The organism is Fundicoccus sp. Sow4_H7 (genome assembly GCF_052115865.1).
Lineage (GTDB): Bacteria > Bacillota > Bacilli > Lactobacillales > Aerococcaceae > Fundicoccus_A.
Map to the genome: position 1 here is coordinate 267,200 of NZ_JBQKME010000002.1, position 17,951 is coordinate 285,150.

At 35.4% G+C, this 17,951-nt stretch carries 15 protein-coding genes and 1 pseudogene; 7 read left to right on the forward strand and 9 right to left on the reverse strand.

The window, feature by feature from the left end:
• Position 1: 1 nt before the first annotated feature.
• From glgD to glgB, 3 genes are read right to left on the reverse strand one after another with little or no spacing between them, the layout of a single operon-like run.
• Positions 2-1,147: a glucose-1-phosphate adenylyltransferase subunit GlgD gene (gene glgD / locus ACTQ54_RS03980; RefSeq protein WP_441754854.1), complete on the reverse strand. Its 1,146-nt coding sequence runs from the start codon at positions 1,145-1,147 to the stop codon at positions 2-4.
• Positions 1,134-2,285 (reverse strand): glucose-1-phosphate adenylyltransferase, encoded by a 1,152-nt coding sequence (locus ACTQ54_RS03985; RefSeq protein ID WP_441754855.1) that lies wholly within the window; start codon positions 2,283-2,285, stop codon positions 1,134-1,136. The genes glgD and ACTQ54_RS03985 overlap by 14 nt, the downstream gene beginning before the upstream one ends.
• A 54-nt stretch (positions 2,286-2,339) precedes the next feature.
• A complete protein-coding gene (glgB, locus tag ACTQ54_RS03990; protein WP_441754856.1) occupies positions 2,340-4,262 on the reverse strand; it encodes a 1,4-alpha-glucan branching protein GlgB in 1,923 nt (640 codons plus the stop codon).
• Between the two features lie 592 nt (positions 4,263-4,854).
• Between glgB and ACTQ54_RS03995 the strand changes: the two genes are divergently transcribed.
• The gene (locus tag ACTQ54_RS03995; protein WP_441754857.1) at positions 4,855-5,070 is read left to right on the forward strand and encodes a hypothetical protein; all 216 of its coding nucleotides are present in this window, start codon (positions 4,855-4,857) and stop codon (positions 5,068-5,070) included.
• A 638-nt stretch (positions 5,071-5,708) separates the two neighbouring features.
• Here ACTQ54_RS03995 and gloA read toward each other — a convergent pair.
• The 4 genes from gloA to ACTQ54_RS04015 form a co-directional block, all read right to left on the reverse strand.
• Positions 5,709-6,089, reverse strand: a complete 381-nt coding sequence (gene gloA / locus ACTQ54_RS04000) for a lactoylglutathione lyase (RefSeq protein ID WP_441754858.1) — start codon at positions 6,087-6,089, stop codon at positions 5,709-5,711.
• A gap of 69 nt (positions 6,090-6,158) precedes the next feature.
• Positions 6,159-6,566 (reverse strand): cytidine deaminase, encoded by a 408-nt coding sequence (gene cdd / locus ACTQ54_RS04005; protein WP_441754859.1) that lies wholly within the window; start codon positions 6,564-6,566, stop codon positions 6,159-6,161.
• Between the two features lie 15 nt (positions 6,567-6,581).
• Complete coding sequence (locus tag ACTQ54_RS04010) at positions 6,582-7,979, reverse strand: hypothetical protein (protein WP_441754860.1); 1,398 nt, start codon at positions 7,977-7,979, stop codon at positions 6,582-6,584.
• A 1-nt stretch (position 7,980) separates the two neighbouring features.
• Positions 7,981-8,244, reverse strand: a complete 264-nt coding sequence (locus tag ACTQ54_RS04015; RefSeq protein ID WP_441754861.1) for a hypothetical protein — start codon at positions 8,242-8,244, stop codon at positions 7,981-7,983.
• Positions 8,245-8,410: 166 nt separating this feature from the next.
• Here ACTQ54_RS04015 and ACTQ54_RS04020 point away from each other — a divergent pair, with 166 nt between their 5' ends.
• Positions 8,411-9,253 carry a DUF368 domain-containing protein gene (locus ACTQ54_RS04020; protein ID WP_441754862.1) on the forward strand — a complete coding sequence of 281 codons (843 nt, stop codon included), beginning with the start codon at positions 8,411-8,413 and terminating at the stop codon, positions 9,251-9,253.
• A 67-nt stretch (positions 9,254-9,320) separates the two neighbouring features.
• Here the strand turns inward: ACTQ54_RS04020 and ACTQ54_RS04025 are convergent, their stop codons facing one another.
• Complete coding sequence (locus ACTQ54_RS04025) at positions 9,321-10,316, reverse strand: LacI family DNA-binding transcriptional regulator (protein ID WP_441754863.1); 996 nt, start codon at positions 10,314-10,316, stop codon at positions 9,321-9,323.
• 208 nt (positions 10,317-10,524) lie between these two features.
• Between ACTQ54_RS04025 and malQ the strand changes: the two are divergent.
• From malQ to ACTQ54_RS04045, 4 genes and pseudogenes are all read left to right on the forward strand, one after another.
• A pseudogene (gene malQ / locus ACTQ54_RS04030) lies at positions 10,525-12,006 on the forward strand (4-alpha-glucanotransferase); the annotation flags it as partial.
• A 288-nt stretch (positions 12,007-12,294) separates the two neighbouring features.
• Positions 12,295-14,577 (forward strand): glycogen/starch/alpha-glucan phosphorylase, encoded by a 2,283-nt coding sequence (locus ACTQ54_RS04035; RefSeq protein ID WP_441754864.1) that lies wholly within the window; start codon positions 12,295-12,297, stop codon positions 14,575-14,577.
• Positions 14,578-14,695: 118 nt separating this feature from the next.
• Entirely contained in the window at positions 14,696-15,229 is a 534-nt protein-coding gene (locus ACTQ54_RS04040) for an alpha amylase N-terminal ig-like domain-containing protein (protein ID WP_441754865.1), read from the forward strand.
• Between the two features lie 17 nt (positions 15,230-15,246).
• A complete protein-coding gene (locus tag ACTQ54_RS04045) occupies positions 15,247-16,455 on the forward strand; it encodes a glycoside hydrolase family 13 protein (protein WP_441754866.1) in 1,209 nt (402 codons plus the stop codon).
• Between the two features lie 466 nt (positions 16,456-16,921).
• On the opposite strand, the gene ACTQ54_RS04050 is transcribed toward ACTQ54_RS04045, so the two are convergent.
• Entirely contained in the window at positions 16,922-17,386 is a 465-nt protein-coding gene (locus ACTQ54_RS04050) for an S-ribosylhomocysteine lyase (RefSeq protein ID WP_441754887.1), read from the reverse strand.
• 126 nt (positions 17,387-17,512) lie between these two features.
• Here ACTQ54_RS04050 and ACTQ54_RS04055 point away from each other — a divergent pair, with 126 nt between their 5' ends.
• Positions 17,513-17,947, forward strand: a complete 435-nt coding sequence (locus tag ACTQ54_RS04055) for a VOC family protein (RefSeq protein WP_441754867.1) — start codon at positions 17,513-17,515, stop codon at positions 17,945-17,947.
• Positions 17,948-17,951: the final 4 nt, after the last annotated feature.

Consider the following 17,951-nt stretch of genomic DNA (forward strand, 5'->3'; position numbering starts at 1 on the left):
CCTAAGCTTCAACATGCGTATTTTTGGCAATAACAACTAGATTATCTGGAGTTCCCACTATTTTAGCGCCTGGTTCAATGACACAATCCTTATCAATAATGGCATATTCGATAACGGCCCCTTCACCAACTTTTGTTCCTTGTAAAAGGATACTATTTTTAACTGTCGAATTCGCTGCTACTTTAACTTTACGATTAATGATGGAGTTAAGAACTTCTCCTTCAATCAGACAATCTGTCGCAATAATGGCATTTTTGGCATTAGAATCTTCTGCATAATAGGTTGGAGATCCGTTTTTAGTCTTCGTTAAAATTGGTAAGCTTGAATGGAAAACAGCAGTAAATTTGCTACGGTCAAGCATATCCATATTGGCTTGATAGTAATTTTCAATACTACTTAAGTTAGCTGCATAACCTGTATATTCATATGTATTTGTTTTATAATCTAGCGCATAATATTGGATTAATTCATCCAACTCCATATATTGCCCTTCGGATTCAGCGCGTTCAATTATTTCAAACATCTTCTCAGCAGATAATAAATACATACTCAAACTTGCATTAACACGATTATCATCTGAAAAATCAGACATTTCTTCTAGTTGTGTTAAGTAACCATCAGCATCAAAAACAATCGAACGCTCTTTCGGATGATTTCCATCAATTAAGTCTTTTAAGATTGGTTTGTAAATTAAAGTAATATCAGCATTACTTGAAATATGTTCGCGGCGCACCGCTTTTATATCGATATTGGCAAGGATTTTACTCCCTGTTACAAATACATAGTCCGCCCGTGAGCGTTTCATATAAATTTTTTGATTAAAATAGTAATCATCAAAATTATTTTCTAAATGATCTCTGTTTTTCCAGTTTAATTGAGAGAAAGTGAAAATCCCTCCCCCAACCTGCGAATCAAGATTCCAGGCATCTCCTGAACGAATATGGTCATAAATAGAACGACCAGATTCCGCAATAAATAAAGCTGCCGAATCAATATCTGCATGAGCTATATTCGATAATGCAAAGTCGATAACACGATAACGACTAGCAAAAGGTAAAGCTGCAATTGGGCGATGATTCGTTAAAGGTTTTAAGCTACTTTCGTCTTCTGTTAAATTAATAATTGCACATAATTTATTCTTCACCATCGTTTTTCGGTCCTCCTACTGTTTCTGCATAACCTACGACAGCTATGCTATCTTTTGTTCCAATTACACTTGCACCATCTGCAATTACAGCATTTTCACCAATAATTGCATATTCAATTTTACAATTTGAACCAACGGTAACATTCGCCATTAAAATAGATTCTTCAACACTAGAATTTAAACCAACTTTTACATCATTTGATAAAATAGAATGGTTAATATTACCAGCAACATAACAGCCATCAACAATCATTGAATCTTTTACAACGGCATCTTCTGAGACATACTGTGGAGGTGTGACAGCATTGTTTGTATAAATTCTCCAACGATCTTCAGAGATATTTAATGGGTGGTTTGGATCAAGGAATTCCATATTGGCTTCCCACAGACTTTCAATCGTTCCAACGTCTTTCCAGTAGCCATCAAACGCAAATGCAAAGCAATTTTCAGCGTTTTCTAAATAAGCTGGAATAACATTTTTACCAAAATCTTCTAATTCTCTTGTTTTAGCTTGATCTTCAACTAAATAACGGCGTAATGTTTCCCAATTAAAAATATAGATTCCCATTGATGCTAAATTACTTTTTGGCTCAGCAGGTTTTTCTTCAAACTCAATGATTCGATCGCTATGATCTGTATTCATAATTCCAAAACGTGATGCCTCTTTCATTGAAACAGGAATAACCCCTACTGTTAAACTCGCATTTTTCTCTTTATGGAATTCTAACATTTCACTGTAATCCATTTTATAAATATGGTCACCTGATAGGATTAATACATATTCTGGATTCATTGAATCAATATAAGATATATTTTGATAAATAGCATTAGCAGTACCTTTGAACCATTTTTCGCCATCTGAACTTGAATAAGGCTGTAAAATCGTTGCTCCTGCATTACGTCCAGTTAACCCCCAAGAAGCCCCTCTACCAATATGCTCGTTCAATTCAAGTGGTTGATATTGTGTTACAACACCCAAATTACGAATATTTGAATTAGCACAGTTACTTAGGGCAAAGTCAATTATTCGATATTTCCCACCAAATGGGACAGCTGGTTTGGCAGTTTGCTTGGTTAAAACACCTAGACGTGTACCTTGTCCACCTGCTAATATCATTGCAATCATTTCATTTTTCATAGCTGTTTTAGAATACTGATTCGCTGGCGAGGCGACTCGTTTATTATTAGTATTCTATCCCCTTCCTTGTTTATTTACGCCATAAACTCGCTTTGGTTGAATATATTGGACAGATAAACCTGGTACAGATATTTCGATTGAAAATGGTTGCCCATTATACTCTATTGCATCTGTTTTAAAATCGTCCGTTGCGTCTTTACGTTTGCCACCAAATTCTAAGTCATCAGAATTTAGAAGAGTTTGATAATTCCCTTTATATGGAACACCCACTCTTACAGAGTCACGTTGAACGGGAACAAAGTTACAAACTACGATGATAAAGTCTCGTGGCTTAATACCACGACGGATAAATGTAAGAATACCTTCTTGATAATTATCAGCATCAAGAACGGTTAAACCATCAGGTGAATGGTCCAGCTCGTATAAGGCTTTCGTTTCTAAACCAAAATGATTAATCGTTTTCATAAAATGTTGATATTCTTTATTATAAGGTCTGGTCAAATCAATCCATTCTAGTTCAGAATAAAAACGCCATTCTAAATATTGACCCAGTTCGTTCCCCATAAAATGAAGTTTTTTCCCTGGCTGAGCTAGCATGTAGCCGTGAATTAATCTTAAGGTTGCAAATTGTTCGAATCGATTGCCAGGTATTTTTCCTAATAGGGATTTCTTGCCATGTACCACTTCATCATGCGAATAGGGCAAGATATAACGCTCTTTGTATTGATACATAAATACAAAAGTAATTAATGTTAGATTTTGTGGGCGATAATAAGGATCCATTTCAAAAAATTTCAGTGTATCATTCATCCAACCCATATTCCATTTGAAGTCAAAACCTAAGCCACCTTCTTCAACAGAAGCAGTAATTTTTTCTCGACTAGTGCTTTCTTCAGCCATTATGATGACATCAGGTAAAATTTTCTTGATAGATGTATTCATTTTTTGTAAAAAGCGAACACCTTGATAATTTTCATTGGTTCCATCTTCATTCGGTGTCCAAGGACCTTGGTCGAAATCTAAATATATCATATTGGAGACCGCGTCCACTCTTAAGCCATCAATATGAAATTCTTTTAGCCAAAAGATAGCATTCGATATTAAAAAGCTGTGAACTTGTGTTTTACCTAAATCAAAATTTAAAGTCCCCCAACCAATATTGTTTGCCTGATTGACGTCTTGATATTCATAAGTTGGTGTGCCATCAAAATATGCCAAAGCATTAGCATTACGATTAAAATGCCCAGGTACCCAATCCATAAATACACCAATTCCAGCTTTATGAGCTTCATTGACGAAATATTTTAATTCTTCAGGTGTACCAAAACGGGCTCCAACGGCATAATATCCGGTAATTTGATAACCCCACGAAGCTTCCAGCGGATGATCCATTAATGGCATAAATTCAATATGCGTATAGCCCATTTCTTTTACATATGGAATTAAGCTTTCAGCTAGCTCCTTAAATGTATAGTAGCTGCCATCAGGATGTTGACGCCAGGAAGTTGCGTGTACTTCATATATTTGTAATGGTTTTTCAAAGAAATTTTGTGTTTTCCGTCTTCTCAGCCAACTACCGTCAGACCAATTGAATTCTTCTAAATCCCAAATAATAGATGCATCTTTTGGGGCCTTTTCAAAACGAAAAGCATAAGGATCAATTTTATATTCAATATGGCCATTTCCGTGATCAATTCCATATTTATAACATTGACCTTTTTTAGCACCTGTAACAAATAAACTCCAGATGCCACCTTCGTAAAAATCCATTGGATCTATCCGCCACTGATTAAAGTCACCTTGCAGATAGACTTTATGTGCATTTGGAGCCCATACACTAAATTGATAACCAATTACTACACCTTCAGCTTCTATTTTTTTGCTCCCTAGAAACCGATAAGAATCTGTATGATCTCCGTGATTAAAGTGAAAAATATCATCAGTAAAATAATTTAAATGCTGTATTTTATGCTCCATACTCAACATCCTTTCGTCATTACTATTATAGTATTGAAAACGCTTTTTGTAAATAAACTTGCCACTTTCATTTCATAATATTGATAGTACTACATATAAGCTTTAAGGGAAAAGATACTGTTCGATTGACATAATAATATAAATAATTCTAAATTAACATTATCTAATTAATTTGAATTTATATCATTAATTGGTAACAAATAAATCAAAATCTTATTTAATAACTTAATAATAGCATAGCATTTAGATTACCGCTAGAAAGTCTTTCGACAAATAATATTGCTCTATCAATATAATACCAGAATAATCGCAATGCCACTAATTTAAACCAAGGAAACACTCTTGTTTTTATCAATAAATACTTTATTTTTTTATTTAAATTTGTAGCTAATAATTTTGAATCAAAATTATTTCACTGTAAAATATTATTTTTAATTTTAATGTGAGATATTTTATTCGAAGAGAATGTATTTTTAACTTTAAAATCAAAGTTCGTTCTAAAAACCCATCATTTCAATATGCATTAATTGACAAAATATACTTAAAATTGTTACTATAATTATAAATAAATTAACTAAAGGTGGTTATAAAAATGAAGGAACAATTATCAAAAGACAAATTAGTTTTTGTAAAATCAGATGGAGAAAATAGAATGTTTGAACTCCAATTTGATGTTGATGGAAAAGTAGTGATTTTACAAGTATCCTCTGAAGATCACCCTGAAGCAGCTATATATGATGATTATTTTGATAGCGAAGAAAATGTTAAGCAAGCAATTGAAGATGGTATTATCATCGGCGACGAATAAAAATGTTCTTTGTCAAATAAAGTCGATGATGACTAATTTAAAGGTCAAACAATATTTTTTATGCAGCTTGACCTTTTTAGATTATCTATAACTCGTTTGGGAGTATATAGGAAGTGCAAGGACGACTTATTAAAAAAGTTATTATAGTGCAACTTTTCAATGGATTTATAGACTGGTGGCAATGCGTTTGGCAAACGCATGTACCCTTTTCAATTTAGGGTGTACGAGTTCTGTCACTTTTCATTTGTTTAATTAGACAGTTGGCCGCTCCCCGCTTACGATAAATAAATTAATTTATACACTTTTTAGAACGTGATCAACTTACTGATTATCTACGTTTTTGTGTAGAGTCAAAAATGAGGTTGATGACAAATTTTCGTCAACAACCTCATTTATTGTAGAACCTAAAAAACCGACCAAAAACAAAAATTGTTTTTGGTCGGTTTAAAAGTAGTAATCTACTTTTCCGAACGACAAAACCATAAAAATGATCAAAATAAAATGTTCACAGCAAATTATTTTTGTATCAGCTATCCTAGCTTGGTTTCCCACGATACACTGTCTTACAGTCTACCAGACTGCTATTCGACTCATCGCATAAGCGCATTTTAACATAGAAAAATAAGATTGACAAGCATCTATTTTTCTAGCATAACCTCAAGTCTGTACCCATCCGGATCTGTAACAAAGAAGTAAGATGGTTTATTACCTGGTAGTCCTTTTAAATCTGTTGTTTCATAACCAGCTTGAACACATTTTTCATGCATTGCTTCTAAATCATCTACAGCAATAGCTAAGTGGCTAAATCCATCGCCAATTGTATATGGATCAGCGTCATAGTTATAGGTTAACTCTAATTCAAAATCACTACCTGGAACAGTTAAATAAACTAAATCAAATTTGTGCTCTGGGAATCTTCTTTCACGACTCACAGTAAAATCAAATAACTCAGTGTAGAATTTCATTGAAGCATCTAAATCATGAACACGATAACAAGCATGTAATAGTTTTTGTACCATAATATTCCTCCTAAAGTTTAGTTAATTCTAATATAACAAAGGTTCTTGCTAGAGGCAAACAATAGAAAATTACATATCCATCGTTTCAAACGCAAACGGAACAAGTTCTTTAACTGAAGTCGTCAAAATTGATTGGTCTTCACGTGTTAAATATACCGGTGTATCTGGTTCACAAAACTCAACCATCACTTGACGACAAATGCTACATGGTGGTAAAAAGTCTTCCGTATCGCCTGCAACCGCAATCGCTTTAATCGTTTTACGTTGATAGCCAGCTGATAAGGCTGTGAAAATTGCTGAGCGCTCTGCACAGTTAGTTGCTCCAAAGGATACATTCTCAATATTTGCTCCCGTAAATATGTGATCATCATCCATTTTGATAGCTGCCCCAACCCTAAAATTTGAATAAGGGCTATAAGAATTTTCCTTTACTTCATGTGCTTTCTGCATTAATAAATAAATATCATTTGTTTCCATATAATTCTCCTTTGATTAATTTTCAATAGATATTGTTTGATAAGTAAGTTCTATTTTTCCATTGTTTCTGCTGTTCGCAGTGATAACAAAATTACCATCTTCTTGAATTGAAATCCAACTATACAATGTTTGATTAGGTAATTGAACCGCTATGCTCTGAGGTAGACCTAGGCGTGCAGTCACATCATTTAAAGTTAAAGCCTCTTGCTTATCAAGTTTAGCGACCTCTTCTTCATTTAGATGCAATGACTCATATAAGCGTGAATCTTTATTTAAATAGAGATAACCAATCAGCTGATTTTGATAAAAATGAAATTCAAGAATTACTAAATGGTTATCATCCACACCATAGTAGGTTAAAAATTCACTATTGCTGACTTGATTTGCATGCGACTCTGGACCAAATATATCCATAATATTTTCTTTAGTTATTTCTTGCCGGTTCTTTATTTCATTATCAATCTCAGCTAGAAAATCTAATGCTTCTGTTGTATTTCCTTCTAGAGAAACTTCCTCTTCATCTGAATTAAATTCAAGTTGATGAAATTGTTCAAAGGCTTCGATCATTTTCTTTCCATCATGCGGCTGTTCTTCAGCGATATTTATTTCCTTTAAATTTCGACTTAAAAATTCTGACCAATTTGAAGGTGGCTTAATCGTTATCGATGCAGTTGTTTCGTCGTTTGAAGTATCATCTACGATATATCCAGAGGACGTTAACAACGGACCAATGTCGAGTGATAATAGCTCTTCTTCCATCAATAAATCAATCAGATAATTTGAATATTGGTTTGCTGCAAAATCAATCGAGCTCGTTGCAAGAGACGATAAAGATGAATCGTTTTGTTGAATTATTTCAAGTTCAACCTTGTCTTCACTTTCATTATTTATTGGAATTGCCCAAATGATTTGGTCTCCTAAGGTTGGATCTTTAATATAGGTTACCGATGTAGTCGAAACGGCATTTTCACTTAAATCACTCACATGGTTAAGCTCATCAATTGTTTGGCTATCTGTTGTATACTCTAAAGGAATATAAGCCGCCAAATAATTGAGACCAATATAGAATAAGTGTTCTTGGTAAAAAATCAGCTCAATTTCAACAGGATAGGCATTCAATGGCGATCCTTCTGTTTCATACAAGCGACTTAACGAAGTGAGTTCATTCGCTAAATCTAATTTAACCCATTCATCTAAGCCTAAGCTTTCGTGCCAGGCAGATATCGGTTGATCTGCTTCAAAGCGAGCTTGTTCAACGATTGCCTGCCAAACATTGATGGGCGTTTGGTCATGCGTCTCATTAACGACAAGTTGACTTAATTCAGCTTCCGAGACTAAATCGATTTCTTGAGCCTGAACGATTAGCGCTAAGCCTAACACCCCAACAACAAACCATTTAAATAAATATCTCAAACTATTGCGCCTGGCTTTCTAGTAACGCCAAGTCAAAGATCAATCTATCATTTGTAGTTTGTAAAACTGGCACTCCGACACGATTACTTGCTTTAATTTCATCAAATTCGGAACGATTATCTCTTAAATTTAAAAATTGTTTTAGATTTGATATGGATTCATTTATATTCACGGAATCATAGTTGATATTTAATCGGTTTAATTCATCAATAAAAGCAGGGGTATCTGGACACACACTGCTGTAAAAAAGTATATGGTTTGGCATCTTATCTCCTCCTTAATATATAAATTCTATTATAACGGAGAAGAGCTTTTATGGTAAGACTAAAGGCTTATTTTATTAGAATTGAAAATCCCAATTGCTATCTCCAATAAATATCGTTAAACTACTAGAGTATATGATTAATAAATGAAAATACTTGGAGGTAACTATGGGAAACGAAACACATGACAATTTAAATCAAGGATGGCTACTCCGTTTTGTTAAGGGGATGTTCATTGGTTCGGGTTTTATTATTCCCGGTGTTAGTGGTGGAGCTTTAGCAGCGATATTTGGATTATATGAACGCATTATTCGCTTTTTAGCCAATATCACAAAAAACTTCAAAGACAATGTGATTTTTTTCATACCGGTTGGACTTGGAGCTTTAGCAAGTATTGTCTTATTGTCTTTTGGGATTAGCTATGTTTTAGAAAATTATGAAACCATAGTTTTATGGTTCTTTGTTGGTTGTATCGTAGGGATGGTCCCATCTCTTTGGAAAGAAGCTGGGCAAGAAGGACGCAGTCAAAAAGACTATATGATGGCTGTTGTGGCTTTTGTTTTTGGGATTGCTTTAATCTATTTTTCAAATCAATCGTTTGGTGGCCAATTGCCTATTAACTTTTTCAGTTGGGTTTTATGTGGCGCTTTAATTGCTCTAGGGGTTCTAGTTCCTGGGCTAAGTCCTTCAAATTTTATTGTAGTGTTTGGTTTGTATAAACCGATGGCTGAAGGTTTTAGTCGCTTAGACCTGTCCGTTTTAGTTCCTATTGCGATTGGTGGTTTATTAACTATCCTTTTATTTTCAAAAATTGTTGAATATATATTTGAACGTTATTATTCCTTGTTCTTCCACTTTATTTTCGGAATTGTTATTGCCTCAACGATTATGATTATACCATTGGACTATGCTGGCTTTGGTTGGCTTCAATTTTTTATGTGTTTTGTTATGTTAGTTGCAGGAACCGCCTTAGGTTGGTGGATGTCACGGTTAGAAGAAAAATATAAATAAGCTAAAAAACGTAAGTAGCCTCAGAAAAATCAAGGTTACTTACGTTTTTTGTATCTCTATCTTATCTCTAGCCAATAATTTCATGGTCAACGTATCTTTGGAACACCCTCTCTGTTTCTTCTTCTTGATTTTGAATCACTTCTAAAAGCATTTCCAGAGCACCTTTACCGAGTTCATGTGCATTGATATTGACATAGGGGTCGGATGAAAAATTAGCATTTTCATGCATATGGAAAGAATGAAAGGTAATCACTGGTATCTCAGTTTCAGAAACGGCATTCCAGCCTTCTTTAAAGCCGGTTGCTACAAATTGATCTGCTACAACAAAGGCATCAAAATCTTGTTCTTTTGCGATATGTTGGGCCAATTCGTAGCCTACTTCGGGTAAGAAGCTTAAATCATTATAAACCCAGTCTTCTTGAAATTCGATATTGGCGTTGCTGAGCGCCTCTTTATAGCCAAGCAAGCGATCGTTTATAAATTGCTGCTCTGGATCGCCACCGATAAAGCCGATTTTATTATATCCTTTTTCAACTAAGTACTGAGTCATGTCTTGTGCCATTTGTTGATTATTATTATTAACAAATGGGATATTTTCAATAGCTGGCTTTCCAATAACAACAAGTGGAAATTTTTGCTGGTGGACAAATTCTAAAATCGGATCATTTTTACGTGCATAAAGGAAAATTAAACCATCCACTTGCCGACCATGAATCATCCGTTGAACACTGTTGAGACGGCTAGTTAAATCATTTCCTGTTGTCAGCTGTAAAGAATAATTAGAATTGGCTCCTACTTCATTAAGCCCTCGCATGACTGTTGGGAAAAATGGGTTTTGATAAAAAGCATCGGTGGCATCCGGAAAAACTAAACCAATTATAGAATTTTTTTTACTTGCTAAACTTCTAGCGTTTAAATTGGGATAATAATTTAATTCTTCCATCACTGCTCGAACTTTATCTTTTGTTTTTTGTGAAATAATTGAACTATCGTGTATTACGCGTGTTACGGTTGAAGGTGCCACGCCTGCTTTTTTTGCTACATCCTTAATTGTTACAGCCATTTGCCTCATTCCAGTCTATTTAGTTATTTCATTGAACATCACTTAAATAATACATTCGATTATAGAATATTTTGCAGACGTTTGCAAACATTGTTACGTTAACTTTTTGATAGTTTTATTTAATTTTAAATTTTACAACGAAATCGTTTGCGGAATTTAATAAATAGTATATAATAGAATTAAATCATTCCGTAAAGGAGCTCAAGTTATGACACGATTAAGTGGTGTTCTATTACACATTTCATCCCTACCAGGTGACTATGGCATTGGAACGCTTGGGAAATCAGCTTACCAATTTGTTGACTTCCTAGTTGAAACAGGTCAATCGTATTGGCAAATTTTACCCTTAGGCACAACCAGTTATGGCGACTCACCTTATCAATCTTTTTCTGCTTTTGCAGGAAATACTTATTTCATTGACTTTGATTTACTCACTGAAGGTGGTCTATTGAAATATACAGACTACAAAGATATTGATTTTGGTCAAAATAACAAACGTATTAACTATGGGCAGTTATTTCTAACCAAACGCCCTATTCTTGAAATTGCAGTAAAGAATTTTCTCGAAAGAAACCAACTAAGCGATTACCATCATTTTGTAAATGAAAACAAAGCATGGTTGAATCCTTTTGCTGAATATATGGCTATTAAAGAATCTTTTAATAACGAACCTTGGTATAACTGGGATGAACCTATCCGTATGCGAGATGAAGACGCCCTCGAAGAATACCGTTCAAAACTAACTGACTTTATTGTCTATCATCAAGTCACCCAATATTTCTTTTTCCGTCAATGGGAATTACTTAAAAATTATGCCAATCAGAATAATATTCAAATAATTGGCGATATTCCTATTTATGTAGCGCGGGATAGTGTGGAAATGTGGGCCGAACCTGAATTATTTAAAGTAGACGAAGATCATAATCCGACAGTTGTTGCTGGTACGCCACCCGATTATTTTTCAGAGGATGGCCAATATTGGGGCAATCCGATTTATGACTGGAAGTATATGGAGTCTAATGGCTTTAAATGGTGGATTACCCGCTTAAGAGAAAGCTTTAAATTATATGATGTTGTCCGTATAGACCATTTCCGTGGTTTTGAATCCTATTGGGAAGTCCCTTTTGGAGACGCCACAGCCGAAAATGGTTCATGGGCAAAAGGTCCCGATTTAAAACTTTTTGATGCCATTAAAGAAGAATTAGGCGAATTAAATATCATTGCTGAAGACCTAGGCTTTATGACTCAAGAAGTCATCGATATGCGCGATGCTACAGGTTTCCCTGGCATGAAAATTTTACAATTTGGCTTTACACATGAAGACAGTGTAGATTTACCACACAACTATTTACCCAATACCATTGCCTATGTTGGCACGCATGATAACGAGACCGCTGAAGGTTGGATTAAAGATACAGCCGAATCCAGTATCATTCAGCAAGTTAACCAATATACCCACCGTAAGTCTAAAGAATCATTTTCAGCTGCCTTAAATCGTACCTTAGCTGCAACTGTTTCTAATACAGTTATTTATACGATGCAAGATTTACTTGGTTTAGATAACTCAGCCAGAACCAATACTCCTTCCACTATTGGACAAAATTGGCAGTGGCGGATGTTACCGAAACAATTAAATAAGAAGGTTGCTAAAGAATTAACTAAAATAACCCGGACTTATTTCCGTTATAATCCTAAAAATGATCCTATCTTAAAATTAAAGTTAGAGGCAGAAAAAATTAAGCCATCTAAAAAAGATGATAAGGACGATAAAAATGTTACGTCCGAAGAATCGTTTCAGTCAAATAGCGATACAGATGGATTTGTGAGCACTAAATAAGTTTTAAAAGCAGAGATATTTATTGTAAGTAATTAAAAGTTATTTGCTTGTCGTTTTTTATTGCTTTACACTATGAACTAGCAGTGGCATATAGTGACTGCTAATAATATAAAGATTTAAAATGTTTTAAAAGGAGATTATATGAGCTTACTAGAACAATATGTCCTTGAGGCATATGATAAACCTATCCGTGATTGTAATGAACAAGAGTTGTACAATGTTTTAATTGAGTTAATCAAAGATCAATCGAAAGATATTCCAACAAATCAAACTAAAAAGAAACTGTATTATTTCTCAGCTGAATTTCTAATTGGTAAATTATTATCCAATAACTTGTTGAACTTAGGTATTTACGACCAAGTTAATGATGAATTGACTGCACAAGGTAAAAACTTAATGGATATTGAACAAGCAGAATTTGAACCTTCATTAGGTAATGGTGGTTTAGGTCGTTTGGCTGCCTGTTTCGTTGATTCGATTGCTTCACTTGGAATTAATGGAGATGGTATTGGCTTAAACTATCATTTTGGTTTGTTTAAACAACATTTTGTTGATAACCAACAAACGGCCCAACCAGATCCTTGGTTAGAAGGTAAAAATTGGTTAGTGAAGAGTCGTCGTTCTTATACAGTTCCATTCAATAAATTCTCACTTGAGTCTACATTATATGAAATTGATGTGATTGGATATAAGCAAGAAACGAAAAATCGTTTACGTCTCTTTGACTTAGATTCGGTGACGCCAGATATTATTGAAGATGGAATTACCTTTGATAAAACGAATATTGAGGAAAATTTAACCTTATTCTTATATCCTGATGATTCTGATCGTAATGGATTATTATTGCGTATTTACCAACAATACTTCATGGTATCAAACGGTGCCCAATTAATTATTGATGAAGCAAAAGATAAAGGTAGTAATTTACATGATTTGTCTGACTATGCGGTTATCCAAATTAACGATACCCACCCTGCTTTTGTCATCCCTGAAATGATTCGTTTGTTAGGTCTAGAAGGCATTGAATTCGATGAAGCAATTCAAATCGTTCAATCAATGACTGCTTTCACTAATCATACGATTTTAGCGGAAGCTTTAGAAAAATGGCCATTAGATTATTTAGAGGAAGTTGTGCCTCACTTAGTCCCTATTATTAAGAATCTTGATGCGCGCATGAAAGCAAAATATCCAAACCGCCCAGATGTAGCCATTATTGACAGCCACAAACGTGTTCATATGGCTAATATTGCGATTCACTTTGGCTTTAGTGTCAACGGGGTTGCAGCACTTCATACCGAGATTTTGAAGAAATCTGAATTGAAAGCATTCTATGAATTGTATCCTGAAAAATTCAATAATAAAACAAATGGTATTACCTTTAGACGTTGGATCATGGATGCTAACAAAGAATTAGCTGATTACTTAGATCAAATTATTGGGACCGAATGGCGTGAAACACATAATCTAGAAGCCTTGTTAAACTTCCAAGATGATTCTGCTGTTATCGAAAGACTTCGAGCAATTAAATACAACAATAAAGTCCGCTTGAACAAACGCCTAAAAATGACGCAAGATGTGGAATTCAATGAACAATCGATTATCGATGTACAAATTAAACGATTCCATGAGTATAAACGTCAACAAATGCTGGCTTTATACATTATCTATAAATATCAAGATATTAAAGCGGGTAATATCCCGACAACACCTATTACGATTATTTTTGGTGGTAAAGCTGCACCGGCTTATACGATTGCGCAAGATGTAATTCATTTAATCATTAATTTATCTGAAATTATCGCCAACGATCCAGCTGTCAACGAGCATTTCCAAGTAATCATGGTTGAAAACTATAATGTAACATCTGCCCAATACCTCATCCCTGCCGCAGATATTTCTGAACAAATTTCTTTAGCTTCAAAAGAAGCCAGTGGAACAGGTAATATGAAATTCATGCTAAATGGCGCTTTAACAATTGGTACAGAAGATGGTGCTAACGTTGAAATCCATGAACTTGTTGGCGATGAAAACATCTATATCTTTGGTAAAGAAAGTGATGAAATTCTTGATTTGTATGCTACAAATGGCTATAAATCATCCACTTACTACAAGCAAAAAGAAATCAAACCGCTAGTTGATTTCATTATTAGTGATGAAATGCTGGCTGTAGGTAGCAAAGAACGTCTAAACCGCCTATTCAATGAATTAGTTGGCAAAGACTACTTTATGACCCTAATTGACCTTGTTGATTTTATTGAAACAAAAGAGAAAATGTATGCTGATTACGAAAACCATGAAGAATGGACGAAAAAAGCCATCGTGAATATTGCTAAATCAGGTTACTTCTCTTCCGACCGTACAATCCGTGACTACAACCGTGACATTTGGCATTTAGAAACCAATCACGTTGCCATGGATCAATAACCCTTAAATAAATATTTCATTAAAAGCCCTGTCTATTTCCATAACTGAATAACACAGCCTTGCTGCGTTATACTCAAGTGTGATGACTGGGCTTTTTTTGCATAAAGGAGACAATAGAATGATTGATAAAGCTGCAATTTACCACCGCCCTGATTCAGAGTTTGCCTATATGTTCGACTCTAAAACCGTTCATATACGTATCCGAACGAAAAAAGATAATGTCGATAAAATAAATATCATGCATGGCGACCCATATTTAATTTATTTACCTGAACAACTGATGACTAGCCCTATGATAAAAATTGCTTCTACACGTTGGCATGACTATTGGCAAGTGGAATTACGAGGTCCCCATCGTCGCTTGAGTTATTTATTTGAATTGGTGGCTGGTGAAGAGAAGATTTTCTTTACTGATATTGGTGCGCTGAAAGATGATTCGAAACATCTTGATTTAACCTTTAATTGCTTTAAATTGCCCTACTTACATGAGGCTGACCGTTTTAAGGAACCAAAATGGGTCAAGGATACTGTTTGGTATCATATTTTCCCTGAGCGCTTTGCTAATGGTGATCCTTCATTGTCACCTGAGGGAGCTTTAGCATGGGATGCAACAATTGTCCCTAAGAGTCGTGATTTTTTGGCGGGGACTTAAAAGGGATTTATGACAAGTTGGACTATTTAGAAGATTTAGGTGTCAATGGTTTGTATTTGTGCCCTATTTTTGAATCTTCTTCTAACCATAAATATGACACGATTGATTATTATAAGATTGATGAGCATTTTGGCGATAGCGATATATTTAGACAATTAGTAGACGAAGCCCATCGCAGAGGTATGCGAATTATGTTAGATGCGGTTTTTAATCATATTGGAGGCAGTGCCCCGCAATGGGTAGATATTATTGAAAAAGGTGAAGCTTCCATCTACAAGGATTGGTTTCATATTCACAGCTTCCCAATAAAGTCAGTTGACATGAAAGATTATCGTAACTATCAAGCCATTAATTATGATGCCTTTGGCTATGTGCCTAATATGCCTAAATGGAATACAAGCCATCCTGAAGTAAAAGAGCACTTGTTGTCTATTGCAAAATATTGGATTGAAGAATTCCATATTGATGCTTGGCGGCTTGATGTAGCCAATGAGGTAGACCACCGCTTCTGGCGTAATTTTCATGATGAAGTCACCGCAATTAAATCAGACTTTTATATTGTTGGTGAAATCTGGCATTCATCACAAGCTTGGTTACAAGGCGATCAATTCCACGGGGTAATGAACTACCCTCTCACACGTGCAATCAGTGATTTCTTTTTGACTGGAGAAGCAAGTGGTGATGAATTACATGACCGGATTCAAGAACAAATGATGCTCTATCGCCAACAAACCAATCAAGTCATGCTAAATTCTTTGGACTCCCATGATACAGCTCGTATTTTAACGGTGGCTGGCGGAGATAAAAATGCGGTAAAATCTGCTTTGACCTTTATGTTCTTACAAGTCGGTTCCCCATGCCTCTATTATGGGACTGAAATGGGATTAGATGGTGGTAATGACCCGGAATGTCGGAAAGTTATGCCCTGGAATCCTGCGCAACAAGACTTAGATATGCATGCTTTTGTGCGTAAGTTGATTCATTTGAGACGAGAGTTTGCAAGGGCTATAGTAAATGGTTTGGCTAAGTATGAGATTAATGGGGATCTAGTTGCTCTGGAGATTGAATTTGAAGGGTCTGTGTTGAAGGCTTATTTTAATCAAACTGATGAGACAGTTACAGTTGAGCGTTTTGGTAATGAATTATTACTAGACTTGTTGGTTGAAGATAGTGATGGTGGAGATTGGCTTGTTGGTGCTGGTGGGTTGGTAGTGAGTTTAGGGTAGCGTGTGGTTTTTTGGATGAGCTGTGTTAATTATTGGGATTGAAGTTGGTGCGCGGGCATATATGAGACGATATGTGCCGGGGAGAACGGTGCACTGGCATATATGAGATGTGATGTGCCGGGGAGAACGGTGCGCGGGCATATATGGGAAGTTATGTGCCGGGAGAGCGGCGAGCGGGCATCTAAGTAAAGCGGTAAAAAGCAGTTCACTTAGAATTAGGTGTTTTCTCTAAACTCATTGTTATTATGACTGATGAAATATCGGTATTATTATTGTTAAGTGGCATATTTTCTCTTATTTTATAACACTTAAGACAACATGTGGCACACTTCCACATATTTTATGCCACTTAAGGCGACAAGTAGCTCATCCGAATTAGTACATGCCATATCAATCTACATTTCCACCTAAAAAGCAGCGCAGATGTTATCACACAACATCTGTGCTGCTTTTTCATCAGTGATCTTTATTCAAAAACTCTTTCAAAAGGGTCGTGTGAAATTCGATCGTTCAGCACTTGCTCTGCGTAGATTTTCGCACCAATCAAGGAATGGTCGCGGTAGTTCCCACATGCTTTTGCTGTCATGGCTGGCACATCGTCATAGTCAGCCACTTTCTTCAAGACATTTTCCAAGCCGTTCACCACATCGGCAATCGGCGTCTCACCCCAAACTATCATATAAAAGCCTGTACGGCAGCCCATCGGTGAAATGTCGATTACACCTGTAATCTCATCGCGGATGTTAATAGCCAGCAAATGCTCCAAGGTATGCACCACACCTGTTGGCATGGCATCTTTGTTGGGTTGAAGAAAACGCAAATCAAATTTTTGGATGACTGCCCCACTTTCATGCTTTTCAGTCCCTGCTAATCGCACATAAGGCGCCTTCACTTTATTATGGTCCAATTCAAAACTTTCTACTTTTGCCATCATTTCCCTCCTCAATCTTTCCTCTCTACTTTATCAAAATCCCGGTTACTTTTCAAAATTAAAATAAATATCACCTTCACAACAAATCATGTTAAACTAAACTTAGTTAAAAGAAAAGGAGATAAAATGATGCTAGGTGTAGAATTAGATTTTGTCGTTAAAGACACTTTAAAAGCGATTGCATTTTACCAAGCCATTTTTGATTTAGAAATTGTTGAACAAACTGAATTCAAAGTTGGAAATAATGAAGTGGTATTTACTTTGTATGGAAGTCGTTTCCATATGTTAGACGAAAATCCCGAATACCATTTAAATGCCCCATCAGAAAATAGCCCTCAAAGTTTTTGGTTTAACGTTGTCGTACCAAACATTGAAGAAACCTATCAAAAAGCCATGGAACAAGGTGCTAAAGAAATACAAGCGGTTACTCGAATCGAAGAAATGGGCATTTCAAACGCCATGTTTTTGGACCCATTTGGTTATGTTTGGATGCTGCACGAAATCCATCGTGAAGTGAGGTTTGAAGAACGTGTCGAAATCCTAAGTGAAGATTTTGAATAAATAA

Bases quoted from the DNA above. Each gene is read 5' to 3' on its own strand.
- ACTQ54_RS04015 (WP_441754861.1), bottom strand. From the start codon at position 8,244: ATGCCAAACCATATACTTTTTTACAGCAGTGTGTGTCCAGATACCCCT.
- cdd (WP_441754859.1), bottom strand. From the start codon at position 6,566: ATGGAAACAAATGATATTTATTTATTAATGCAGAAAGCACATGAAGTA.
- gloA (WP_441754858.1), bottom strand. From the start codon at position 6,089: ATGGTACAAAAACTATTACATGCTTGTTATCGTGTTCATGATTTAGAT.
- ACTQ54_RS04025 (WP_441754863.1), bottom strand. From the start codon at position 10,316: ATGGCTGTAACAATTAAGGATGTAGCAAAAAAAGCAGGCGTGGCACCT.
- ACTQ54_RS04020 (WP_441754862.1), top strand. From the start codon at position 8,411: ATGGGAAACGAAACACATGACAATTTAAATCAAGGATGGCTACTCCGT.
- ACTQ54_RS03995 (WP_441754857.1), top strand. From the start codon at position 4,855: ATGAAGGAACAATTATCAAAAGACAAATTAGTTTTTGTAAAATCAGAT.
- ACTQ54_RS03985 (WP_441754855.1), bottom strand. From the start codon at position 2,285: ATGAAAAATGAAATGATTGCAATGATATTAGCAGGTGGACAAGGTACA.
- ACTQ54_RS04050 (WP_441754887.1), bottom strand. From the start codon at position 17,386: ATGGCAAAAGTAGAAAGTTTTGAATTGGACCATAATAAAGTGAAGGCG.
- ACTQ54_RS04035 (WP_441754864.1), top strand. From the start codon at position 12,295: ATGAGCTTACTAGAACAATATGTCCTTGAGGCATATGATAAACCTATC.
- glgD (WP_441754854.1), bottom strand. From the start codon at position 1,147: ATGGTGAAGAATAAATTATGTGCAATTATTAATTTAACAGAAGACGAA.
- ACTQ54_RS04055 (WP_441754867.1), top strand. From the start codon at position 17,513: ATGATGCTAGGTGTAGAATTAGATTTTGTCGTTAAAGACACTTTAAAA.
- glgB (WP_441754856.1), bottom strand. From the start codon at position 4,262: ATGGAGCATAAAATACAGCATTTAAATTATTTTACTGATGATATTTTT.
- ACTQ54_RS04040 (WP_441754865.1), top strand. From the start codon at position 14,696: ATGATTGATAAAGCTGCAATTTACCACCGCCCTGATTCAGAGTTTGCC.